The organism is Porphyromonas cangingivalis, assembly GCF_900638305.1.
Lineage (GTDB): Bacteria > Bacteroidota > Bacteroidia > Bacteroidales > Porphyromonadaceae > Porphyromonas_A > Porphyromonas_A cangingivalis.
This window is the reverse complement of the sequence record NZ_LR134506.1, coordinates 414,498-439,531: the sequence shown is the minus strand read 5'-3', so window position 1 is coordinate 439,531 and position 25,034 is coordinate 414,498. Positions and strand designations below refer to the sequence as shown.

Below are 25,034 nucleotides of genomic sequence, written 5' to 3'. Positions count from 1 at the left end.
ACTTGTTTTTTCGCGTTGGATAATCAAAAGGATACCACTCATCGGGGACCATGGGGCTGAATGAGCTTAATTTTGGATCGACCTAAACGGAAATGTGGGGATCTCGTGATTTGATGTATCTTTGTGCGTTCATATTAAAAATAAGATGGTTTCAATTACAGGACTTACAGTAGAATTCGGAGGGACGACCCTCTTCAGTGACATATCTTTTGTGATCAACCCGAAGGATCGTATCGCCCTGATGGGTAAAAACGGCGCGGGAAAAAGTACACTCTTGAAGATACTTGCAGGTAAGAAGCAGGCAACAAGAGGCAACATCTCGGCACCGAAGGACTGTGTGATCGCCTATCTCCCCCAGCATCTGATGATCGAGGATGGGAGGACTGTATTTGAGGAGACCGCTCAAGCGTTCGCTCACCTTCATGCAATGGAGGCCGAGATCGAGGAGCTGAACAATGAGCTTGCGACACGTACGGACTATGAGAGTGATGAGTATATGGAACTGATCGAAAAGGTCTCTGCTCTGAGCGAGAAGTTCTATGCCATCGACGCAACGAACTATGAGGAGGATGTCGAAAAGGCTCTGATAGGTCTCGGCTTCAGCCGTTCGGACTTCACTCAACCGACAAGCAACTTCAGCGGAGGGTGGCGTATGCGTATCGAGTTGGCAAAACTTCTTCTGCAGAAGCCCGATGTCCTCTTGCTTGATGAGCCAACAAACCACCTTGACATCGAGTCGATACAATGGCTGGAGGACTTCCTCATCAGCAACGGCAAGGCTGTGGTAGTGATCAGCCACGACAAGAAGTTTGTGGACAGCATCACGACACGTACGATAGAAGTCACCATGGGACGCATATACGACTACAAGGTAAACTACTCGAAGTATTTGGAACTACGTAAGGAAAGACGCGAACAGCAACAGAAAGCTTACGATGAGCAACAGAAATTCATCGCAGAGACGAAAGAGTTCATCGAACGATTTAAGGGTACTTACTCCAAGACCCTTCAGGTGCAGAGCCGTGTCAAGATGCTTGAGAAGCTCGAAATCCTTGAAGTAGATGAGGAGGATACATCTGCACTGAGACTCAAGTTTCCTCCCTCGCCCAGATCGGGCACCTACCCCATCATCATGGATGGTGTCGGCAAGAGTTATGGAGATCATGTTGTCTTCAAGAATGCCACCTTTACCATCGAGCGTGGCGATAAGGTCGCCTTTGTCGGTAAAAATGGTGAGGGTAAGTCGACCCTCGTGAAGTGCATCATGAACGAAATAGATTTCGAGGGATCTCTACAGCTGGGGCACAACGTACAGATCGGATATTTTGCACAAAACCAAGCCTCTCTGCTCAACGAAGACCTGACGGTATTTCAGACGATAGACGATGTGGCCAAAGGTGACATCCGGACAAAAATCAGAGATATCCTCGGGGCATTTATGTTCGGCGGTCCGGAAGAGTCTCAGAAGAAAGTCAAGGTACTGTCGGGAGGTGAGCGTACGAGATTGGCGATGATCAAACTTTTGCTTGAGCCTGTGAATCTCCTCATCCTCGACGAACCGACGAACCACCTGGATATGAAGACCAAGGACATCCTCAAACAAGCCCTGATGGACTTTGACGGCACGCTCATCCTCGTCAGCCACGATAGAGACTTCTTAGATGGCTTGGTGACGAAAGTCTATGAGTTCGGAAACAAAAAAGTCGTCGAACACTTGTCCGGCATCTATGAGTTTTTGGAGAAAAAGAAGATGGACTCGCTTCACGAACTGGAAAGAAAAAAATAACACAAAAAGAGATGGAGATCGAAGACTGCGTTCTCCATCTCTTTTTTGTACCCGGAAAGAAGGTAGATTTATTTTGAAAGAAGTCAAATAAACTTATTATCTTTGCTTACATGAGTTCCGAAGTCGAACTCAACAATATCATCAACACATGTCAAAGTTTAAACGAATACTACTCAAACTCAGTGGTGAGTCTCTCATGGGAGATCAAGGCTACGGGATCGATCCGGATAGGCTCGAGTCGTATGCCGATGAGATCAAGGCCATCGCAGAAAAAGGCGTCCAAGTAGCCATCGTCATCGGTGGTGGCAACATATTCAGGGGGCTATCGGGTGCGACAGCAGGATTTGACCGTGTCAAAGGGGATCAGATGGGTATGCTCGCAACAGTCATCAACAGCCTTGCCCTTAGTTCGGCTCTCTCTTCAAAAGGGGTGCGTACTTCGGTCATGACGGCAGTACGTATGGAGCCCATCGGCACCTACTACGACAAATGGAAAGCCATAGATACCCTCGAAGCCGGAGGGGTCGTCATCTGCGCAGCAGGGACGGGCAACCCCTACTTCACCACAGACACAGGGTCTTCGCTCAGAGCAATAGAGCTGGAGTGTGACGTGATGCTGAAGGGGACTCGTGTCGATGGTATATACACTGCCGATCCGGAAAAAGATCCGACAGCGACACGTTTCGATGAGATCACATACGATGAAATCTACAAGCGTGATCTCAAGGTCATGGATCTCACCGCAACAGCAATGTGTAAGGACAACAAGATGCCGATAGTGGTCTTCGACATGGACACCCCGGGCAACCTCACCAAGCTGATGAGTGGGGAGAAGATCGGCACCCTTGTCAAACTATAATACAGTAATCAACACATACAATTATTTTATACAGTCTTATGAAGGATATCGAAACAATTTTGAAAGAGTCTAAAGCGAGCATGCAAGACACCATCGCTTTTTTGGACGAAAAGTTGGCAAAAATCCGTGCAGGAAGAGCAAATCCAAAGATATTGGATGACATCCTTGTCCCTTACTATGGTTCGCCAACTCCGCTAAATAATGTAGCGAACGTGAGTGCTCCGGATGCAAAGACCATCATCGTAACCCCTTATGAGAAGTCTATCATCAAGGATATCGAAAAGGCTATCATGGACTCTGAGGTAGGTATCACTCCCGAAAACAATGGCGAGATCATCCGCCTCGGTATCCCTCCTCTCACAGAAGAACGCCGTAAGCAACTCGCAAAGCAAGTCAAAGGCGAAGCTGAAAATGCCAAAATCAGCATCCGCAACACTCGTCGTGATGCAATAGACCTTCTCAAGAAAGGTACGAAAGAGGGGCTTCCTGAGGATGCTGCAAAGAATGCTGAGAATGATGTGCAAAAGCTCCATGATCAGTTTGTCAAGAAGATCGATGATCTCTACGCAGCAAAGGAAAAAGAAATCATGACCGTCTGATAAAGCCCTCAGCCACACAATAAAAAACGCCTACCAAAGGGAGGATATGCCGGAATACAAGACAGGTGTCGTCGTCACAACAACAGGGAGCTTCTACACAGTAAAAGTGGAGAAGGAGACTTTTGTCTGCAAAGTCAAGGGTTCTTTCAAACTCAAAGGAATACGCACGACTAATCCCGTTGCCGTAGGAGATATTGTGTCCATTGAGGTAGGCGAAGATAATAATGTTCAGAACGCGGGTTGGATCACCAAGATCCATCCGCGTTCAAACTATATCATAAGACGGTCCTCAAATCTATCAAAACAGGCACACATCCTTGCTGCCAATATAGATAGGGCACTCCTTTTGGTGACTGTCAACTATCCTGTCACATCAACGACATTCATCGACAGATTTCTATCGACAGCTGAAGCCTATAATGTCGAAGCCGCGATCGTCTTCAACAAGACCGATATCTATGATGCCAGTGACATGGAGGAGATGCAAAAACTCAGGAAGATATACGAGGGTGTCGGGTATCGATGCTTCGAGATCTCAGCCCTTGCCAACAAGGGATTTGAGGCACTCATGGACTATATCCGACACGGAGTGACCCTTGTCAGTGGGCACTCGGGTGTGGGCAAGTCAACGTTCATCAACGGTATCATCCCCGATGCCTGTCTCAAAACTGCAGCCATCTCCGAGGCTCATAATACGGGGATGCACACAACAACCTTCTCGACCATGCTCCCTCTCTCAGATGCTGAGGAGGGCTATATCATCGACACTCCCGGGATAAAGGGCTTCGGGACATTGGAGTTCGAGAAGGAGCAGGTGGGACACTTCTTCCCCGAGATCTTCAGGCTATCAAAAGAATGTCGGTTCAACAACTGTACACATATCCACGAGCCGGGATGCTCGGTACTTAGGGCTGTAGAAGACGGAACAATAGCCTCGAGCCGATACCGAAGTTACCTCAGTATCTTCAGAGATGGTGACGAGGATAGCAAGTACAGGAGTGCCTACTGAATACTAATGATGGTATCACAATTGACTCTAAAATTTTTAACACAAAAAATATAATTGGTGTATGAGAAGCACAGACACAAAGTTTACTTTGGATGCGATCCTGCCAAAGTATCCAAAGTTTGAAGAAGGGATCAGAAGAGCTCCGGACAGAGGGTTTCGCCTGACCAAGGAGCAAACCAAAGTTGCTCTTAGAAATGCCCTCAGATACATTCCCAAAGAACTACACAAGGAGTTAGCACCTGAGTTTTTGGAAGAACTAAAGACTCGTGGCAAGATCTATGGCTATAGATTCAGACCTGAAGGGAACCTGAATGCCAAGTCCATCGACGAATATCCGGGTAAGTGTATCGAAGCAAAGGCTTTCCAAGTCATGATCGACAACAACCTATGCTTCGATGTGGCACTCTACCCTTATGAGTTGGTCACTTACGGAGAGACCGGTCAGGTATTCCAAAACTGGATGCAATACCAGCTCGTGAAGAAATACCTTGCCGAACTAACAGAGAACCAAACCCTCGTGATCGAGAGTGGACACCCTCTCGGTCTATTCGAATCAAAACCCGATGCCCCTCGTGTGATCATCACAAACTCCATGATGGTGGGTCTGTTTGACAACATCAAGGACTGGGAAGTAGCAGCACAGATGGGTGTAGCGAACTATGGTCAGATGACTGCAGGTGGATGGATGTACATAGGTCCTCAAGGCATCGTCCATGGTACATACAACACACTGCTCAATGCCGGACGCCAACGTCTCGGTATTGGCGCAAATGGCGACCTCAAGGGTAAACTATTCGTATCCTCCGGTCTTGGGGGTATGAGTGGAGCTCAACCTAAAGCCGCAGATATTGCCGGTGCAATCTCCATCGTCGCAGAAGTGGATGAATCTCGTATCATGACAAGATATGAGCAGGGTTGGGTGAAGCACATCGCAAGAAGCATCGAAGAAGCATTTGACTTGGCTGCCAAAGCTGATGGTGCGACATCTATAGCTTACCTCGGAAACGTAGTACATCTCCTCGAATATGCCGTGGAGAAGAATATACACATAGACCTTCTTTCGGATCAGACAAGCTGTCATGCCGTATATGAGGGTGGATACTGTCCGGCATCACTGACTTTTGAAGAGCGTACAAGACTCCTCAAGGAAGATAGAGAGGCTTTTGCGAAGGAAGTGGACAAAGGCTTGAAGAGACACTTCGAAGTCGTCAAAAAACTTGTGGCTCAAGGCACTTACTTCTTTGACTATGGTAATGCATTCATGAAGTCTATCTATGATGCCGGAGTAATGGAAATCTCCAAAAATGGCATCGACGACAAAGATGGCTTCATCTGGCCAAGTTATGTGGAGGACATCATGGGACCCGAACTATTCGACTATGGTTATGGTCCATTCAGATGGGTGTGCCTCAGTGGCAAGCATGAGGATCTCATCAAGACTGATAAGGCTGCCATGGAGTGCATCAACCCCGATCGTCGCCCACAAGATAGAGACAACTGGATATGGATACGTGATGCCGAAAAGAACGCACTTGTCGTAGGGACACAGGCTCGCATACTTTATCAGGATGCCCTCGGTCGTCTCGAGATCGCATTGAAGTTCAATGAGATGGTGCGTAAAGGTGAAGTAGGACCTATCATGCTGGGTAGAGACCACCATGATGTGAGCGGTACCGACTCGCCTTTCAGAGAGACAGCAAACATCAAGGATGGTAGTAATGTCATGGCAGATATGGCAGTCCAGTGCTTTGCAGGAAATGCGGCTCGTGGTATGAGCTTGATTGCCTTGCACAACGGTGGAGGTGTAGGTATCGGGAAGTCGATCAACGGTGGATTCGGTATGGTTCTTGATGGCTCAGAAAGAGCTGACAACATCCTCCGCACAGCCATGCTTTGGGATGTCATGGGCGGTGTCGCTCGTCGCTCATGGGCAAGAAATGCGAATGCCATGGAGACAAGCGAAGCGTTCAATGAGAGTCACTCTGAGGGTTATCACATCACGATACCTTATCTCGTGGACGATGAAATCATCGACACAATCATCAAGTAAAACAATTCATTACAACACAATAAAAATCAACAATCATTATGGAGAATAATAAGAAAGTCATCGAATGCGTCCCTAACTTCAGTGAAGGCCGTGACAGAGCTGTCATGGAAGCAATCCTCGAACCTTTCAGAACAACCCCTGAAGTCAAACTACTCGACTATAGCAATGACGAAGACCACAACCGTATGGTGGTGACTCTCGTAGGTGAACCACAGGCAGTAAAGACTGCCGTCATCGCAGCCGCAAAAATAGCTGTCGCTAAGATCGACCTCAACAAACACGAAGGTCAACACCCTCGCATGGGTGCGGTGGATGTCATCCCATTCATACCTATTCGCAACGTGTCATTGGAAGAAGCTGTCGAACTCTCAAAAGAGGTGGGTAAAGTCATCGGTGAAGAAGTCGGTGTACCTGTATTCTTGTACGAAAAGTCTGCAACAACTCCGGATCGTGAAAACCTAGCAAAGATCCGCAAGGGTGAATTCGAAGGCATGGCAGAAAAAATCAAAGATCCTGCTTGGCGTCCGGACTTCGGTCCTGCAGAACGTCATGCAACAGCAGGTACGGTCGCTGTAGGTGCTCGTATGCCTCTCGTGGCTTATAATGTTAACCTAAACACATCTGACCTCTCTATCGCAGATGCTATCGCAAAGAAAGTCAGATTTATCGGTGGTGGTCTCCGCTTCTGCAAAGCAATGGGTGTCGAACTGACAGACAGACACATCACTCAGGTATCTATGAACCTTACAGACTATACCAAGACTTCAGTGTACCGTGCTCATGAACTTATCCGTATCGAAGCTCGTCGCTATGGAGTAGAGATCGTAGGTGCAGAGATCGTAGGGCTTGTGCCTCTTGCTGCTCTCGTAGATACAGCTGAATACTACCTTGGACTTGAAAACTTCTCTATCGACCAAGTCCTCGAAACAAGAATGATGGAATAATCCGTTATGAAATCCAATCTATACGTCCATAATATCGGACAACTCATCACTTGCCGAGGCTCCTACAAAAAAGGAGCCCAGGCAATGGGAGATATAGGTCTCATCGAAGGGCCTTGTGCTGTTGTCATCAAAGACGGTCTTGTTGCTTTTGCCGGAAAAGAAAACGAAGTGCCACAAGATCTTGTCAACGGTATGGAGTGCTTAGATGCCGAAGGAGGTGCAGTACTTCCCGGATTTGTAGACTCTCATACACATCTTGTCTTCGGAGGTTATCGTGAGGATGAGTTTCAGTGGAGGCTCGCCGGCGAAAGCTACATGAGCATCATGCAAAAAGGTGGGGGTATAGCTTCCACTACAAGAGCAACGAGAGCCGCAACACACGAGGAACTTAGACGCTCTGCATTGCTCCATCTCAGGAATATGCTCTCAATGGGTGTTACAACCTGCGAAGCCAAGAGTGGTTACGGCATGGATCTTGAGACAGAGCTTCGTCAGCTCGAGGTTACAAACGAACTGAACGATCTCCAACCTATCGACATTCATCCAACCTTCATGGGGGCTCACGATACTCCATTGGAGTTCAAAGGCAATCCAACAGGTTATATCAAGTACATCATATCCGATGTGCTGCCCGTAGTCAAAGAGAAAGGACTGTCCAAGGTGTGTGATATCTTCACTGAGGATGGGGTCTTTGACCACGAGCAAACTCGTTTGCTTTTGAATGCAGCAAAAGAGATGGGCTTCAAAGTAAAGATGCATGCAGATGAAATCGTACCGTTCGGAGGTGCAGAACTTGCTGCCGAACTTGGATGCCTTTCTGCGGATCACCTTCTACAAATTTCAGATAAGGGGATTGAAGCTTTGGCAAAGAGCGATACCGTCGCAACCTTGCTCCCATTGACAGCATTCAGCCTTAAAGCAGACTATGCTCCTGCTCGTAAGATGATCGACTCCGGCTGTGCTGTTGCTGTGGCGTCAGACCTCAATCCCGGCAGTTGTTTCTCAGCATCCATCCCACTATTGATTGCCCTTTCGACCATCAACATGAAGATGACTCTTGAAGAAACAATCTCTGCAATGACGATCAATGCGGCTAAAGCTATCGATATGCAAGATCGTATAGGCAGCATTGAAGTCGGGAAACAAGGAGACATTGTGATCTTACAATATCCATCATACAAGTTCTTGTCTTACCACTTTGGCATGAACATCGTCAAGACCACAATCAAGAGCGGTGTCCCTTACCATAATCAAATCACCAATATTTAATCATTCAAAAAACCTAAAATAAATATGCTTAAAGACCTAAAAATAACCGAGTTCATCGACAAAACGGCAGGTTCAGATCCCGTCCCCGGAGGAGGGAGTATCTCTGCTCTTTGCGGCACCATCTCGGCAGCACTTACACAGATGGTTGCACAACTCACTATCGGCAAGAAGAAATATGTGGAAGTCGAAGAAGAGATGAAAGCAATAGCTCAAAAGGCAGAAGGCATTCTCAACGAACTCATCTTGGATATCGATAGAGATAGTGATGCTTACAACATGGTATTCGATGCCTTCAAGCTTCCAAAGGAGACAGACGAAGAAAAGGCAAAGCGTAGCGATGCCATCCAAGAAGCAACAAAGCATGCAGCTCTTGTGCCAATGGAAGTAGCAAAGAAGACATTCTCTCTCCTTCCACTCATTCAAGCCGTCGTTGAAAAAGGTAACCAAAATGCCATCACCGATGGTTGTGTAGCGATGATGTGTGCCCGCACAGCTGTGCTTGGAGCACTTCTAAATGTCCGTATCAACTTAGGATCACTCAAGGATGAAGCTTTCGTAACAAATCTTGCTACAGAGGCTAAGAAAATGGAAGAAGAAGTACAGAGTATCGAACGCAAGGTACTCGAAATGACCTATTCAGCCATCTAAAGTCATGAAAAAGACATTTGTCATCGGCAAAGAAGATCTGACACTTGATGCTCTGGAGCTGTTTATCTCAGCTCCGGAGATCAAGGTCGAGCTATCTCAAGAGGGGAGAGCACGCATACAAAAATGTCGTGACTACCTCGATAACAAAGTAAAAACCTCTGACCGTCCGTTGTATGGCATCACCACCGGATTCGGATCATTGTGTAATCGCTCCATCTCTCTTGAAGACCTTACTACCCTACAAGAAAACCTCGTCAAGAGCCATGCTTGTAGCTGTGGCAACGAAGTCAAAATCGAAATCGTGCGCCTGATGTTGGTACTCAAAGCTCACGCCCTTTCTCTCGGATACAGTGGGGTTCAAGTAGAGACAGTGGAGTGTATCATCAATATTCTCAACCATGGGATCACCCCCATTGTCTATGACAAGGGCTCATTAGGAGCCTCAGGGGATCTTGCCCCTTTGTCTAACCTATTCTTACCTCTCATCGGGGAAGGAGAAGTGTACCACAGAGGTGTCAAGAAGACAGCCAAAGAAGCATTTGCAGCAGAAGGGTTACAGACCATCACACTAAAAAGTAAAGAGGGTTTGGCACTGCTCAATGGCACACAATTCATGTCTTCTCACGGAGTCTATGCTCTCATCCAGGCTCGCAAGATCTTCAAGATGGCAAACTGTATCGGCGCACTTTCGCTTGAAGCTTTTGATGGCTTGGTTGCACCATTTACGGCAGGCTTGCACATCGTGAGACCACACAAGGGTCAACAAGTCGTTTCAGAAAATATGCGACGCTTACTTGCTGACAGCCCCATGCAGTCAAAAGCTAAAGTTCAGGTACAAGACCCCTACTCTTTCCGCTGTATGCCACAAGTCCACGGAGCGAGCTTTGATAGCATAGAATACGTATCCTCTGTCGTCACACGTGAGATCAACTCGGTCACCGATAACCCCACCATCTTCCCCGACGAAGATCTCATTGTAAGTGGTGGCAACTTTCATGGTCAGCCCTTGGCATTGGTGTATGACTTCCTCGCTGTGGCACTTGCAGAGCTTGGTAATATCTCAGAGCGAAGAGTCGCTCAACTCATCCTCGGCTTGAGAGGTCTACCTGAGTTCCTTGTCGCAGCTCCGGGTCTCAACTCCGGGTATATGATACCACAGTATGCGGCTGCCGCTCTCGTCAGCCAAAACAAGATGTACTGCTACTCTGCAGCTTCTGACAGCATCGTAAGTAGCAACGGACAAGAAGACCATGTCTCTATGGGTGCGAACGCTGCAACAAAGCTCCTTCCTCTTATTCAAAACTTGGAGACCATCTTCGGTATCGAGTTGATGAATGCAGCTCAAGCATTTGACCTTAGAGGAGCAGATGCGAAGACCTCGGAAAGACTTTCGAAACTACATAACGACTTCCGCAAGCACGTACCTATGGTACATGACGACGTAGTTATGTATAAGTTGATCCAAGATGCAACAGCATTTGTACACACTTATGACTTCGGTCAGTTGCTTGCTTAAAGCGCAATAATACTCGACCACATCAATAAAAAACACCCCGATACTCAAGTATCGGGGTGTTTTTTATTGATGTAATCTTTATTTCTTAGAAGTCAGCATTGTTTGGAGTACGTGGGAACGGTATGACATCCCTGATATTGCTCATACCCGTAACGAAGAGGAGAAGGCGTTCAAAGCCAAGACCAAATCCGGAGTGAGGCGCAGTACCGTACTTACGAGTATCCATATACCACCAGATATCATCCATAGGCACACCCATTTCGTTGGCACGAGTAAGGAGTTTGTCATAATCCTCCTCACGCTGAGAGCCTCCAATGATCTCGCCGATCTTTGGGAAGAGGACATCCATCGCACGCACAGTCTTTCCATCATCATTTTGCTTCATGTAGAACGACTTGATCTCTTTTGGGTAGTCTGTCAAGATGACCGGTCTCTTGAAGTGTTGTTCGACAAGATAGCGTTCATGCTCGGCAGCAAGATCTGCCCCCCAGTAGATAGGGAACTCGAACTTTTGGCCCTTAGCCACAGCGTCTTCCAATATTTTGATACCTTCGGTATAACCGAGACGGACGAAATCATGCTGAAGGACAAATTCCAATCGACTACGAAGCTCCTTGTCTATCATGTTGTTGAGGAACTCGATATCATCGGCACAGTGATCCAAAGCCCACTTCACCAAATACTTGATGAACTCCTCAGCCAAGTCCATGTTGTCCTCTATCTCATAGAAAGCCATCTCAGGCTCGATCATCCAAAACTCTGCGAGGTGTCGTGGTGTATTTGAGTTTTCGGCCCTGAACGTAGGACCGAATGTATATATCGAACCCAAAGCCATCGCAGCAAGCTCTCCTTCGAGCTGGCCGGACACAGTTAGGTTGGCGTGACGGCCAAAGAAGTCATGCTTGAAGTCGATCGTCCCTTCATCATTGCGAGGAGGACAGTCCAAGTCCAAGGTAGTCACCTTGAACATCTGCCCGGCACCCTCACAGTCCGAAGCTGTGATGATAGGTGTATGAAAGTAGTAAAATCCTTTTTCATGGAAAAACGAGTGGATCGCTATCGCCATATTGTGACGAATCCTGAACACTGCACCAAAAGTATTGGTTCGGGGTCTCAAGTGAGCGATCTCTCTCAAAAACTCCATTGTATGTCCCTTCTTTTGGAGAGGATACGTGAGCGGATCTGCTACACCATAAAGTTCGATCTTCTCCGCTACCATCTCGACGCTCTGTCCTTTGCCTTGCGACTCGACGAGTTTACCGATCACATTGATGGCAGCACCTGTCGTGATCTTCTTCAATAGCTCCTCATCAAACTTCTCAGTATCGACGACTATCTGGAGGTTGTGTATGCACGATCCATCATTAAGAGCGATGAAGGCCACGTTTTTACTCCCACGTTTGGTGCGCACCCAGCCTTTGACCTGTGCCTCACGACCTACCATATCAGTCCCTTTGACGATATCTGATATCCTTAATCGTTTCATTGCCATATATGTGTTTATTTGTATAAGATTATTTTTTAGTGTGTTTCGGGTGTTGTTTATTCAAACGCACCCATTCTAAGCATATTCACCTCATCTTGAGACAAGTATCTCCATTTGCCGCGGGGGAGGTTCTTCTTTGTCAGACCTGCGAAGTACACACGATCCAACTTATAAACATGGTAACCGAGGTGTTCGAAGATACGACGAACGATACGGTTGCGCCCCGAGTGGATCTCTATCCCCACCTGAGTGTGATCATCTTCAGAAGCATAGCTTATCGCATCTGCGTGCATCTCTCCATCTTCGAGTTCGATACCATCTGCGATCTTCTGCATATCCTCGACAGTGACTTCTTTATCGAGCCATACGTGGTATATCTTCTTCTTTTTAAATGAAGGGTGTACGAGCTTCGATGCCATATCACCATCATTTGTGAGCAGAAGGACACCTGTAGTATTTCGGTCAAGACGTCCGACAGGATAGATGCGCTCCTTGCAAGCATTCTTCACGAGGTGAAGCACTGTCAATCGCTCCTGTGGGTCATCCGAAGTGGTGACACAGTTTCTTGGTTTATTGAGGAGGACATATACCTTGTTTTCAGGCTTCACCTCCTTACCATCGACGACGACAGAGTCCTTGAGCGTTATCTTTGTACCGAGCTCGGTCACCACCTCTCCATTAACAAGGACTGTCCCATTTTGAATGAGCTCGTCAGCTTCTCGTCTTGAGCAAACGCCCGAATTTGCAAGGTACTTATTGAGACGGATTGGTTCGTTTTCATCAAAGTAGTCGTTTTCGTACACGATAGGTGTAGGACGGGGGGTGAACTTCTGTCCCGGCTTCGACTTCTTTTGGAACTTCTGCGGATACTTGTTGTCATTATTGTATCCGCCACCACGTCTCATTTGATTGTTGCCATAGCCTTCGTTATTGCCATAACCACGACGTTGTTGAGGACGTCTGTTATTATTGTTACGCCCCTGCTGATATCTGTCATCGCCATTGTTGTAAGGCATTCTGTACTCAAACTGTTGGCGGTTATTTTCTCTCGCTTGGTTGTAACGCTCCTTATAGTACTCCCTCTGAGAGTTGTCGTGTCCGGACTCGTAGTTGTTGTATCCCCCCCTACGATCGTATTCGTCCATGCGGGAGTAGCGATCATTGCCATAGCTACCATAATTGTTGCGATAACGATCCTGACGCTGATAGTGATCACCACCCATGCCACGACGATTGTCATAAGGACGATTGTACCTATTATTGTTGTCAAACCTCTGCTGAGGATTTTGACCATACCCACCGAAACGTTCTTCTTGGGGATTGCCCATCGCCTTCACCTCGGATATGCGCATACGGCGACGTCTCTGAGGCTGTTGATCATCTCTATTCTCATCAAGAGGCTGATCTTCGGTCTTCTGAGTCGCAAGGAATCTATCCCTATAGCTGAAGTCTTCGTTGGGATACCTATTGTCATACCCTCTGCGAGGATATTCTCTATTGGATTGATATTCCCTTTGGTTGTTATCTTGTTGTGGATAGTATCCGCCACCACGATTATCATTCCTTCTGGGGTAGCCACCACGATCCGGTCTATTGTCATAGCGGTTATTGTTGTTACGAAATCCCCTGGGGCGATAGTTTGGCGCAGACTCTTCGTTGTCAAAACCATTTTCGTAAAGGCCTTCTCGATTGTTTACTCGCTCGAAGCCATCATTATTGGTAGAGTACGAAGCACTCCTCTCTTGAGAATCAGTGTGTTTTTTCTGTTCCTCAGTCTTTTCTATATCCATTTTGTCTAAACTTGTTTTAGAGACTTACAGCCTCACGGTTGCATCTTTGATTTTGTTCTAATACCTCACGTTGTGCTGCAACATTGTTTGTTGCCAATGATTTGTTTGTTATTTACGGATGCAAATATAGTCATTTTTGTGATTTAATCGATCAACTAACCCCCTTAGTAACATCAAAATTAAGCTTATCTCGATGTATCCGGGAAGAGTTAATCTTTTTTGTCTGTTTTTCACCTATTCTGAGGGTGGACAGAAAGCGTTCTGCCAGGCACCGGAATGTATTCTGTCCACCCTCAAAAAAGGTTCTGTCGTACCACCCTCGGCGACACCTTCGGAAATTCGATAATAAATGTTGGGGGATTTGATTATTTGAGGATATTGTCTTATTTTTGAAAGAACGAATTCAATCATCAAAACTAAATAATAAAACTATGTCACAGATCAAAGATTACATAGCTCAGAACGAAGACAGGTTCATGCAAGAGCTTTTCTCTCTCATCCGCATCCCATCTATTTCAGCAAAGTCCGAACACAAGGGCGATATGGTTGCTTGTGCCAACCGATGGGCAGAGATCCTCACATCAAGCGGGTTGGACAATGCAGAGGTAATGCCTACCGACGGCAATCCGGTCGTTTATGCAGATAAGATCATCTCTCCTGATTACCCTACCGTGCTTGTCTATGGGCACTACGATGTGATGCCGGAAGAGCCTGTTGAACTATGGAAGTCTCCTGCGTTTGAGCCGGAGATCCGCGATGGGCACATCTGGGCTCGTGGTGCTGATGACGACAAGGGACAGTCGATGATTCAGGTCAAGGGGTTTGAGACTGCAAATAAGCTCGGTCTTGTGAAGTGCAACGTGAAAGTTATCCTCGAAGGTGAAGAAGAAGTGGGCTCTCCATCTCTCGCTCCGTTCTGCGAGAAGCACAAGGAAAAGCTTAAAGCTGATGTGATCCTTGTGAGCGACACAGGTATGTTGGCGAAGGACATCCCTTCGATCACCACAGGTCTCCGTGGTCTTGCATATTGGGAGATCGAGGTCACCGGTCCGAACAGAGACCTTCACTCCGGTCACTATGGTGGTGCGGTGGCAAACCCAATCAACGAACTTTGTGTCCTTATGTCCAAGATGATCGACGAAAATGGTCGTATCACCATCCCTGAATTCTACGACGATGTGTTGGAGATCTCTGCAGCCGAAAGAGAGATGATCGCTGCAGCTCCATTCAACGAAGAGGAGTACAAGAAAGCTCTCGATGTAAAGGCACTCAAGGGCGAAGCGGGCTTCCATACCCTTGAGCGTAACAGCTGCCGTCCTTCGTTCGACATCTGCGGTATCTGGGGCGGTTATACAGGCGAAGGTGCGAAGACCGTATTGCCATCCAAGGCTTATGCGAAGGTTTCTACTCGTCTTGTGGCGAACCAAGATTACCGTAAGATTTCTCAAGACTTCGTGAAGTACATCGAGGCGATCGCACCTGAATACATCAAGGTCAAGGTGACACCGCTACATGGTGGTGAGGCATACTTGTGCCCTATTGATATGCCTGCATACAAGGTGGCTGAAGAGGCTTATCTCGCTACATTTGGCAAGAAGCCTCTCGGTCTACGCACAGGTGGTAGCATCCCCATCATTGCGACATTCGAACGCATCCTGGGCATCAAGACCATCCTCATGGGCTTCGGCTTGGAGTCTGACGCCATCCACTCGCCCAACGAAAACTTCCCGGTAGACCTCTTCTACAAGGGGATAGAGACAGTGGCTACATTCTACTCTAAGTTTGGTCGCTGATAGATAATCCAAACATAAACCAATGATGGAACGAGGTCGGAAACTGCACCTCGTTCCGTCTTTGCTAAATAGATATGGCGATATTAATCAAAAATGCACTCCTACTTGACGAGACCCGCAAGGATATCCTCATCGAGGGAAATAGGATAAAAGAAGTCGGATCGATAGAGGCATCGCTACATCCCGAAGCCGACATCATCGATGCCACTCGGATGGCTGTCATACCGGGCTTTGTCAACTGTCACACCCATGCGGCGATGACTTACTTCAGAGGCTATGGAGACGACCTGGATCTGATGGACTGGCTGGAGAATATGATCTGGCCTGTCGAAGCTCATCTCACCAAGGATGACATCTACTGGGGCTCTCGTTTGGCTTGCCTCGAGATGATCAAAAGTGGTACGACAGCCTTTCTGGATATGTACACCTATCCCGAGGCTACCGCTCAAGCGGTGATCGACAGCGGTATGCGTGCCGTCCTCTCATACACAATGTTTGACAGATGGGACGATACTCGTGCCAAGCTCGACAGAGAGCGTTGTAGCTACTACTATGACCTCTTCTCCAAGATGCCCGAGAGGGTACAGTTTGCAGTTGGTCCACATGCGATCTATACGGTGTCGGCTCCACAGCTACAGTTTGCACACAAGTTTTCCGAAGAGCACGACTGTCTCGTCAATCTTCACCTTGCAGAGACCTACAAGGAGTGGCAGGACAGCACAAGGGAGTTCGGCATGACACCCGTAAGATACCTCAAGAAACTCGGCATCCTCTCTCCACGACTTGTCCTCGCACACTCACTGTGGATGGACAGTGAAGAGCTTCAGATGCTGGCAGACCATGGGTGTTCGACAGTGCATAATCCCGCATCGAATATGAAGCTGGCTTCGGGCTACAACTTCAGATACATCGAGATGAAGGAAAAGGGCATCAAGGTAGGCCTGGGCACCGATGGTTGCTCTTCCAGCAACAACCTTGACATGGTCGTAGCGATGAAGCTGGCATCCCTTCTCGGCAAGGCTTGGAGATTTGATCCGAAGGCACTCAGAGCAGACCAGATACTCGAAACAGCAACAACGACAGGTGCAGAAATACTTAGGATAGACGGTGGACGTATCGAAGCAGGAGCCCTCGCAGACTTGTGCCTCATCGACTTGACTCTCCCTGAGATGACTCCACTGCACAATCTCACATCCAACTTGGTCTTTGCTGCAGCAGGCAACTGCGTAGATACGACGATCATCGATGGGCAGATCCTCATGCGCCATCGTCAGGTAAAAGAAGAAGATATGATAAAAGCCAAGGGACAGGAGGTCACCAATGATCTCTTCGAACGAAGCCGTAGGTTAAACAGTAAATAGAAGTAAACTTTACTATGATTCCATTCGAACATTACAAAGAGGCTGCAGAGTACTTGCGCCCATTCATTCCACAAAATACAAAGTGTGCCATCACCCTCGGCAGTGGGCTTGGAGAGCTGGGCAACAGCATCGTGGCATCAGCCGTCATCCCCTACACAGACATCCCACACTTCCCGAAGTCCACAGCCATAGGACACAAGGGTAACCTCATCATCGGGACGCTTGATGGCAGCCCTGTCATTGCTATGCAGGGACGTTTCCACTACTACGAAGGCTACACGATGGATCAAGTCTCTTTTCACGTTAGGGTATTCAAGTTGTTGGGCATCGAATTTCTTTTTGTCTCAAACGCTGCCGGAGGAGTCTCTCGCGGATACAAGGTGGGCGACTTGATGATCATCGGAGATCACATCAATCTTCTGCCAAACCCTCTTATCGGGCCAAACATGGCAGAGTTTGGCGTACGCTTCAGTGATATGACCAGAGCTTACGACCGCGAACTCATCAAGAAGGCTGAGCAGATCGGCAAAGACCTCGACATCCCGATGCACAAAGGGGTATATGTGGGGTGGACAGGACCTTCATACGAAACGCCGGCCGAATACAAGTTCCTCAACATCATCGGTGGGGATGCCATCGGTATGAGCACCGTACCCGAGGTCATCGTTGCTCGTCACTGTGACATCAGAGTATTCGGTATGAGTGTGATCACCAACGAAGGCTACCACTTCGAAGACGACTTTGTCAATGACGGAGATGATGTCATCAAGCAAGCCAACGCAGCAGCAGGCAAGATGGGCAAGATCTTCACGACCCTCATCAAGTCTTTGTATTGATCTGACAAACAGTCATCACTCATATATGTGTAAGACAAAACACACCGATAAGTTAGTACTCATACTCGTATGTGTACTAACTTATTTTTTACAGAGCTGCGTCACTCGTAGTGCCCTTTATTCATGGCAAAACTACGAGTCCGTGACCATCAGTGCAATGAATGCCGGTGACAAGCACCGTGCAAAGAGACTCTCTCAATACAAGAAACTCATCGCAGACCAAAAGGCAGGACTGAGAAAAACGCCTCCTCCGGGGATATTCCTCGAGTACGGCTACGAGCTTGCCATGAGCGGAGAGATACAAGAAGGGATCAGGATGATGAAGCAAGAGATACACAATTATCCCGAAAGCCGAATCTTTGTCGAACATATCATAGCAACGTTTGAACAATGAAAAGACCACTACAGTTCGTTCTCACTCTCTCCCTCCTACTCCTCTCTGTCGGATGCACCCCGAAATTCAGTCGCAGGCACATCCCCTCAATGGGCTACGAAACGATCAAAGCAGAGAAGACCCGCACCGTCCTTATCCTACCACCTATCGGTAAGATGTTGGACAATAAAGCAAAAGCCTTCATATCCTCCGTGGTATCGACAACACTTGCAGAGAAAGGGTACTATGTCCTATCTCCTCCAAGTGCGGAGAGAATCATGGAGGGCTTTGACAAAGCCGATCCCGAGTGGTATGTCGAGAACTCTACACGCCGTCTCCATCCTCAATACGGAGCTGACGCAGTGGTGCTGATCAGGGTCAATTCGTGGAATGTCAACATCTTTGGCGGCACCAGAAACTTCGATGTCTCTTGCCTTATCAAATCCGTGCACTCGGACAAGATCCTATTCGAAAATCGCATCTATAGGGAGATCGGTTCTCCCAGAAGCTATGACCAAGATTTCGCAAGCATGGCTATTACGGACATCTTATTTTATCTACTCGTAGGTCCGAGAGACGTTGGCAGAGAAGGGATTTCTCAGCTCTTAGCCCCATTCCCCGACGGACCATACGCTCCCAGATACAATCTTCTCTGATCATTCTATCTACTTTTGATTCAAAGACTATACACGTGACGGCTATGCACTTAAAACTTATTTTACTCACACTCTTGAGCCTTGGCAGTTATTGCGCCAAAGGACAAGCTCTGATCAAAGTCAAACTTCATGATAGTGTCGTAGATAATTCTATTCAAGAAATCTTGGATTTTGAGAATCTTTTCGTCAAACAATTAGACTTCGAGGGGAGTGCTCTTGAAAACAAGAGCTACGTGATCACCTTGGATGAGTTCAGTAGGGGGCAGAAGGTACGCTCTACTACACTATTTGATGGATTGGAGGATAATATCTTTAAGGTTAAAGGGGGCAAAACCTCTCTCAAGTTCTTTTTGAAAGTAGCCGAAAGAAGATTGAAAGTCTCAATCAGAGGATCTTTCTTTGCAAGCAAAAAGATGTATTTTCAGCTTAAAATGGGAGCTGACTCCTATACAGTCAAAGACTTATTTGCCAACAAAGAAGAACTTTTCATTCCCTCAGATAAAGCAAGTCCCATTTTTGCTATCATCACGCCATCCCTCCGCCCTGATGGTAGTGGAACATATTGTGATGTCGTACAATCCGGGATAAAGCCAGAAAAGTGGTATGAACAATTTAAGGTTCCTCACTATTTCGTTATAAGCATACAATTCAATTAATACCACAAGTCTTCATAACCTCTCCATACCACCATAGATCAAAAGGATTATAAAAACATCAACAACCTACGACAACGCGAGTCTAAAGCTTGGCCTCACGTTAAACATGTCTTACTCTGCCCACAAGCACATAGGTATACAACCTGACTTTGGGGGCTGAGTAAGATATGTTGACCATTGACAGAGATATCAGTCTGAGAATAAAGGCATGAGGAATGAAATCACGTATTTTATTGCTATCTTTGACGAAATTACCGTAAATGTATATGATTGACAACTTGTCATTAAAAGAGATTTTTCCTGCACGGATACCTACTCCGTGCTATGTACTTGAGGAGACACTCCTGAGACGAAACCTTTCTCTCATCTCGCGAGTAGCAAAGGAAGCCGATGTGGAGATCATATTGGCCTTCAAGGCCTACGCCTTGCACAAATCTTTCCCTATCTTCCGAGAGTATATCAAAAGTTCGACCGCAAGCTCGATTAACGAAGCACGTTTGGCTTATGAAGAGATGGGGAGCTTGGCACATACTTATGCTCCGGTGTATAAGGAAAGTGAGTTCCATACGATCATGTCTTGCAGTAGCCACATCACGTTCAACACCCCGACACAGTTCGAGCGTTTTTATCCCATGGTGAAAGCCTTCTCGGAGCACTCCATCAGTTGTGGTCTCCGTATCAATCCCGAGTATTCGGAGGTAGGGACAGACCTTTACAATCCCTGTGCTCCGGGCTCCAGACTTGGTACGATTGCAGATGAGCTACCCTATCCTTTGCCCGAAGGTATCGAGGGTTTGCATTTTCATACCCACTGCGAGAGCAACTCCTACGATTTGGAGAAGACCCTTGAGATAGTGGAGGACAAGTTTGCCCGATATCTACCTCACATCAAATGGATCAACATGGGAGGAGGACATCTCATGACCCACAAAGACTACGATGTCGAACACCTCATAGGTCTACTCAAGGCATTCAAAGCCCGACATCCTCACCTACACGTGATTATGGAGCCAGGAAGTGCATTTGGCTGGCAGACAGGTTATCTCGTCACCCAGGTGCTTGATGTCGTCGAAAACAAAGGAATAAAGACCCTCATCATGGACGCTTCGTTCACGTGTCATATGCCGGACTGTCTCGAGATGCCTTATCAACCGGCTGTCAGAGGTGCAGAAAAAGAGAACTCTCAAGTTCACAAATACCAATATAGGATAGGGGGGAATAGTTGTCTCAGTGGCGATGTCATCGGAGATTGGTTCTTCGACCATGCACCGGAGGTCGGAGACTTGCTCATCTTCGAGGATATGCTTCACTACACGACGGTAAAGACGACAATGTTCAACGGCATTGTACACCCATCGATATACCTACACAAAGCAGATGGGAATTGGGAGGAATACCGCACGTACACCTATGAAGACTACAGAGATCGTATGTGCTGAAAAAAATGAATAAAGAGTAAAAGAATAGATATGGCATTTTTCGGACTATTTTCAAAAGAAAAGAAAGAAACGCTGGATCAGGGATTGGAGAAAACCAAAACATCGGTCTTCTCCAAGATATCTCGTGCCGTAGCGGGCAAGTCTAAGGTAGATGATGAGGTACTGGATGACCTGGAAGAGATCCTTATCACATCAGATGTTGGTGTGGAGACCACACTCAAAATCATCCGTCGCATAGAGGAGCGTGTCGCTCGTGATAAGTATATGGGGACCTCGGAACTCAACAAGATACTTCGCGAGGAGATCGCAGCTCTCCTTGCCGAAAACAACACAAAGGATGGCACTGCATTCTCCATCGATGGAGAAAAAAGGCCTTACGTCATCATGGTTGTCGGTGTCAATGGGGTGGGCAAGACAACAACAATCGGTAAGCTCGCTCACCAATTCAAGGAGAGTGGCTACAAAGTCGTCCTTGGTGCTGCCGACACCTTTCGTGCCGCTGCCGTGGATCAGCTCTGTATATGGGGTGAACGCGTAGGTGTCCCTGTGGTCAAACAACAGATGGGATCTGATCCGGCTTCGGTTGCCTACGATACAGTGGCTTCGGCTACAGCAAATGGGGCAGATATCGTCATCATAGATACGGCCGGCCGTTTGCACAACAAGGTGGGTCTGATGAACGAACTCACAAAGATCAAAAATGTGATGAAAAAGGTCCTCCCCGAAGCTCCACAAGAGGTACTCCTTGTCCTTGATGGCTCGACAGGTCAGAATGCTTTCGAGCAAGCAAAGCAGTTCACCGCAGCCACAGAGGTCAGTGCCCTTGCGATTACCAAACTTGATGGGACGGCAAAGGGGGGCGTCGTCATCGGGATCTCAGACCAGTTCAAGATCCCGGTCAAATACATAGGGCTTGGAGAGAAGATGACCGACCTTCAACTCTTCAATAAGGTAGAATTTGTGAACTCTCTATTTGGCGATGCGAAAGAATAAGGTCGACGTCATTACCCTCGGCTGCTCAAAGAACCTTGTCGACTCAGAAATGCTGATGAAACAATTTGCTTCATCGGGTTATACGGTCGCACATGATGCAGAGCAGGTCAATGGAGAGATTGTGGTCATCAATACTTGTGGATTCATCGAAGCGGCTCGACAAGAGTCCATCGACATGATCCTCAACATCATCGAGGCCAAAAAGCGTGGCGATGTCGGGAAAGTATATGTTATGGGGTGTCTCTCGGAAAGGTACATGGAAGAGCTGAAAGCTGAGATACCCGAAGTCGATGGCTATTATGGCAAGTTTAATTGGAAAGGCCTGGTTTCCGAACTTGGAAAGGCATACCATACCTCACCTGCCGACCTTCGTGTACTTACCACTCCTCGACACTACGCGTTTGTCAAGATTTCAGAGGGGTGTGACCGCAAGTGTGCTTACTGCTCCATCCCCATCATGACAGGTAGGCATGTCTCCAGACCGATGGAAGACATCTTAGCTGAAGTCAGGGGTATGGTTGCGGGAGGTGTCAAGGAGATCCAACTCATTGCCCAAGATCTCACCTATTATGGTCGAGACCTCTACCACAAGTCAAGACTTGCAGATCTGCTCAATGCCCTCTGTGAGATAGAGGACCTCAAACGCATACGTCTTCATTACGGTTATCCTGCACACTTCCCTTACGAGATACTTCCTGTCATGAGAGCGCAGGAGAAGATATGCAAATACATCGACATCGCTCTCCAGCACATCAGTGACCCGGTATTGGAGAAGATGCGTCGTCATGTCACCGACAAAGAGACACGTACACTCATACAACGCTTCCGTGACGAAGTTCCCGGCATACATATACGTACCACGATGATGGTAGGACACCCGGGAGAGACCGAGGAGGACTTCGAACGCTTACTCGACTTCGTTCGAGAGACGAGGTTCGAACGCTTGGGAGCCTTCATGTATTCTCACGAAGAAGGGACTTACGGCTACGAACACTACGATGACGACATCCCTACGGAGGTCAAGCAAGAACGCTTGGATCGCCTTATGTCTCTCCAAGAAAGTATAGCCTTTGAGATCGCCGAACAAAAGATCGGCCAGACCTTGGATGTCATCATCGACAGAATCGAAGGCGACTATTATATCGGTCGTACGGAGTATGACTCTCCCGACGTGGATCCAGAAGTACTGATACCGATGTCAGCACAACCACTGGAGATCGGAGAAATATACCCCGTGCTCATCGATGAGTCCAGAGACTTTGACCTTGTAGGGCATGTCGTAGAAGCATAATCAAAGCTATGGAAACAACCCAAACGATACTGAAGGAACTCAATCGTTGGCTACTTGGCCAACTCGGAGAACGTCGTGCCGTCTCCCTCCCTTATCTCGGGGAGATCGGTACGAACCTTCTACCTGCTCATATCAAAGAAAGTGGTGGACTCCGGACAATGTTTCCCCCTTCGGTATCCTTGGTGTTTCGGCCTGACGAATTCCTGCTCGACAGTCGTCACTACAGTTCACTTGACCTCACACTTCCGCCGACACTCTCAGGGGAAGACGTAGTATATGCTCTCAGCGACCTCCTCGGATTGCCCAAGAGTGTTGTTGCAGAGACCCTCGATGCTGAGCTTCAAGAGTTGCTCAAAGCTCTGTTTAGGGGAAAGAGAGTATCACTCTTGGACATAGGAGACCTTTTTGTCACCGATGAAGGTGAAGATCTTCTACTTCTCAACTTCGAACCCTCCTCCTCGGTACTTGATCACCTCAATCGTCCCTTTGCCCCCTATGCCCCCACCCCACTGAAGATGGGGGTGGACTTCAAGGAATTGACACACTATGGAGAGAATGACGAAGGTCTCTCACTGACATCGCTTCAAAGATTCAGGATAGTAGAGGTCGAAGCCCCTCAGATCGTAGTTGCCTCATCGGTAGAGATCGAAGAGCCAACCCTCCCGGACGAGGATATGAAAACCCTTCCTAAAGAACCGACAATGAACGAAGAGGAGGAAATGCTCCCCCGAAAACAAAGACCCAAAAGTCTCGTATGGTTGCTACTGATCGGTTTGTCTCTATTGCTTGCAGGCGGATATTGGTTACTCTTTCACCAAAAGACAGACTCGTCTTCTCTCTCTCCGACACAGACAGCAGTAAAAGACACTGTACCCGAAGCAGTATTACCTGCTGACACAATGCCTATAAGCAAGGAAAAGCCGGCAATAGATACCCTCACCATCACCTCCGGTCGTAGTCTGTACAGCTATGCCAAGGAGTATTACGGCCAAAAGATGTTTTGGATCTATATCTACATCGAAAATGCGGCCATCATCAAGGATCCCAATAGGATATCCTTGGGAACGAAACTCGTGATCCCCGACTTGTCAAAGTTTGAGATCAATCCGGATATGAGGATTGCCGTAAAAGAAGCCATGGTTTGGGAATCCGTGATCATGTCGAAGAAGTTCACCACCTATGAAGAGACACGCCCCATCGTGCTCGAACGTTTGGCGAAACAATAACTCAGTCTGTCCGAAGACGAAATAACAACCATCCCCCTACACTGAAAGAAAATCAGTGTAGGGGGATTCTTATTGGTGAGACTCCGTCCATCCGAAGTCGTACTATCCAAACAACAAGTCATTTTTGATCACTCCCATGAACTCCTCCAAGATACGCTCCTTTCTCCTCCGACCAATAAACTCAGAGCATAAGAGACAGAGTTTGCTACTAACACACTGAAGATGAATCGGTAAAATATAACTTCAGCAATCTACAACGAATAATATCGGAAAGGGTTTATCAGACAGAAATAAAATAAATCACCCAAAAACTGTTGTCGTTCTGACTTTTTTTGCATAGTTTTGGCGACAAGTACAACAAACAACCAATCAGGCACAACAGAATGAATAGAAATATGTACATGATGATGGCTATGATGATGCAGATGATGTTTGCATCGGTTGTCTCGTGTAC

General features: G+C 47.3%; 21 protein-coding genes. 19 read left to right on the top strand and 2 right to left on the bottom strand.

The genetic code is table 11. From position 1 onward, the window contains the following. The first annotated feature begins 145 nt into the window (after positions 1-145). The 9 genes from EL262_RS01790 to hutH all read left to right on the top strand — a co-directional run bounded on the left by EL262_RS01790 (position 146) and on the right by hutH (position 10,680). Complete coding sequence (locus EL262_RS01790) at positions 146-1,786, top strand: ABC-F family ATP-binding cassette domain-containing protein (RefSeq protein WP_078735817.1); 1,641 nt, start codon at positions 146-148, stop codon at positions 1,784-1,786. Positions 1,787-1,934: 148 nt separating this feature from the next. Then, positions 1,935-2,645 (top strand): UMP kinase, encoded by a 711-nt coding sequence (gene pyrH, locus EL262_RS01785; RefSeq protein WP_025838521.1) that lies wholly within the window; start codon positions 1,935-1,937, stop codon positions 2,643-2,645. A 38-nt stretch (positions 2,646-2,683) separates the two neighbouring features. Next, a complete protein-coding gene (frr, locus tag EL262_RS01780; RefSeq protein ID WP_025838518.1) occupies positions 2,684-3,244 on the top strand; it encodes a ribosome recycling factor in 561 nt (186 codons plus the stop codon). A 46-nt stretch (positions 3,245-3,290) separates the two neighbouring features. After that, positions 3,291-4,253 (top strand): ribosome small subunit-dependent GTPase A, encoded by a 963-nt coding sequence (gene rsgA / locus EL262_RS01775; protein ID WP_025838516.1) that lies wholly within the window; start codon positions 3,291-3,293, stop codon positions 4,251-4,253. 61 nt (positions 4,254-4,314) lie between these two features. Beyond that, on the top strand, positions 4,315-6,303 hold the full coding sequence (locus EL262_RS01770) for a urocanate hydratase (RefSeq protein ID WP_036851479.1): 1,989 nt from the start codon (positions 4,315-4,317) through the stop codon (positions 6,301-6,303). A 38-nt stretch (positions 6,304-6,341) separates the two neighbouring features. Continuing rightward, positions 6,342-7,247 (top strand): glutamate formimidoyltransferase, encoded by a 906-nt coding sequence (ftcD, locus tag EL262_RS01765; RefSeq protein WP_025838514.1) that lies wholly within the window; start codon positions 6,342-6,344, stop codon positions 7,245-7,247. A 6-nt stretch (positions 7,248-7,253) separates the two neighbouring features. Further along, complete coding sequence (gene hutI, locus EL262_RS01760; protein WP_025838513.1) at positions 7,254-8,516, top strand: imidazolonepropionase; 1,263 nt, start codon at positions 7,254-7,256, stop codon at positions 8,514-8,516. 24 nt (positions 8,517-8,540) lie between these two features. Continuing rightward, positions 8,541-9,164 carry a cyclodeaminase/cyclohydrolase family protein gene (locus EL262_RS01755; protein WP_025838512.1) on the top strand — a complete coding sequence of 208 codons (624 nt, stop codon included), beginning with the start codon at positions 8,541-8,543 and terminating at the stop codon, positions 9,162-9,164. A gap of 4 nt (positions 9,165-9,168) precedes the next feature. Beyond that, positions 9,169-10,680 (top strand): histidine ammonia-lyase, encoded by a 1,512-nt coding sequence (gene hutH, locus EL262_RS01750; protein ID WP_025838511.1) that lies wholly within the window; start codon positions 9,169-9,171, stop codon positions 10,678-10,680. An 85-nt stretch (positions 10,681-10,765) separates the two neighbouring features. On the opposite strand, the gene asnS is transcribed toward hutH, so the two are convergent. Further along, positions 10,766-12,166: an asparagine--tRNA ligase gene (gene asnS / locus EL262_RS01745; protein WP_078735816.1), complete on the bottom strand. Its 1,401-nt coding sequence runs from the start codon at positions 12,164-12,166 to the stop codon at positions 10,766-10,768. 56 nt (positions 12,167-12,222) lie between these two features. Next, on the bottom strand, positions 12,223-13,518 hold the full coding sequence (locus tag EL262_RS01740; protein ID WP_231551961.1) for a pseudouridine synthase: 1,296 nt from the start codon (positions 13,516-13,518) through the stop codon (positions 12,223-12,225). 869 nt (positions 13,519-14,387) lie between these two features. Between EL262_RS01740 and EL262_RS01735 the strand changes: the two genes are divergently transcribed. From EL262_RS01735 to EL262_RS01690, 10 genes are all read left to right on the top strand, one after another. Continuing rightward, entirely contained in the window at positions 14,388-15,749 is a 1,362-nt protein-coding gene (locus tag EL262_RS01735; RefSeq protein WP_025838506.1) for a dipeptidase, read from the top strand. A gap of 74 nt (positions 15,750-15,823) precedes the next feature. Next, entirely contained in the window at positions 15,824-17,110 is a 1,287-nt protein-coding gene (locus EL262_RS01730) for an amidohydrolase (protein WP_025838505.1), read from the top strand. A gap of 14 nt (positions 17,111-17,124) precedes the next feature. After that, positions 17,125-17,946 (top strand): purine nucleoside phosphorylase I, inosine and guanosine-specific, encoded by an 822-nt coding sequence (locus EL262_RS01725; RefSeq protein ID WP_025838503.1) that lies wholly within the window; start codon positions 17,125-17,127, stop codon positions 17,944-17,946. Positions 17,947-17,971: 25 nt separating this feature from the next. Next, the gene (locus EL262_RS01720; protein ID WP_025838501.1) at positions 17,972-18,340 is read left to right on the top strand and encodes a DUF4810 domain-containing protein; all 369 of its coding nucleotides are present in this window, start codon (positions 17,972-17,974) and stop codon (positions 18,338-18,340) included. After that, a complete protein-coding gene (locus EL262_RS01715) occupies positions 18,337-18,975 on the top strand; it encodes a GNA1162 family protein (protein WP_025838496.1) in 639 nt (212 codons plus the stop codon). The genes EL262_RS01720 and EL262_RS01715 overlap by 4 nt, the downstream gene beginning before the upstream one ends. A 44-nt stretch (positions 18,976-19,019) precedes the next feature. Further along, positions 19,020-19,631 carry a hypothetical protein gene (locus EL262_RS01710; protein WP_025838494.1) on the top strand — a complete coding sequence of 204 codons (612 nt, stop codon included), beginning with the start codon at positions 19,020-19,022 and terminating at the stop codon, positions 19,629-19,631. A 266-nt stretch (positions 19,632-19,897) separates the two neighbouring features. After that, the gene (gene nspC, locus EL262_RS01705; RefSeq protein WP_025838492.1) at positions 19,898-21,070 is read left to right on the top strand and encodes a carboxynorspermidine decarboxylase; all 1,173 of its coding nucleotides are present in this window, start codon (positions 19,898-19,900) and stop codon (positions 21,068-21,070) included. A 30-nt stretch (positions 21,071-21,100) separates the two neighbouring features. Next, complete coding sequence (gene ftsY, locus EL262_RS01700; RefSeq protein ID WP_025838490.1) at positions 21,101-22,063, top strand: signal recognition particle-docking protein FtsY; 963 nt, start codon at positions 21,101-21,103, stop codon at positions 22,061-22,063. Next, positions 22,050-23,354, top strand: coding sequence for a 30S ribosomal protein S12 methylthiotransferase RimO (gene rimO / locus EL262_RS01695; protein ID WP_025838488.1), 1,305 nt, complete (start codon positions 22,050-22,052; stop codon positions 23,352-23,354). The genes ftsY and rimO overlap by 14 nt, the downstream gene beginning before the upstream one ends. A gap of 8 nt (positions 23,355-23,362) precedes the next feature. Beyond that, complete coding sequence (locus tag EL262_RS01690; protein WP_025838486.1) at positions 23,363-24,580, top strand: LysM peptidoglycan-binding domain-containing protein; 1,218 nt, start codon at positions 23,363-23,365, stop codon at positions 24,578-24,580. Positions 24,581-25,034 lie beyond the last annotated feature (454 nt).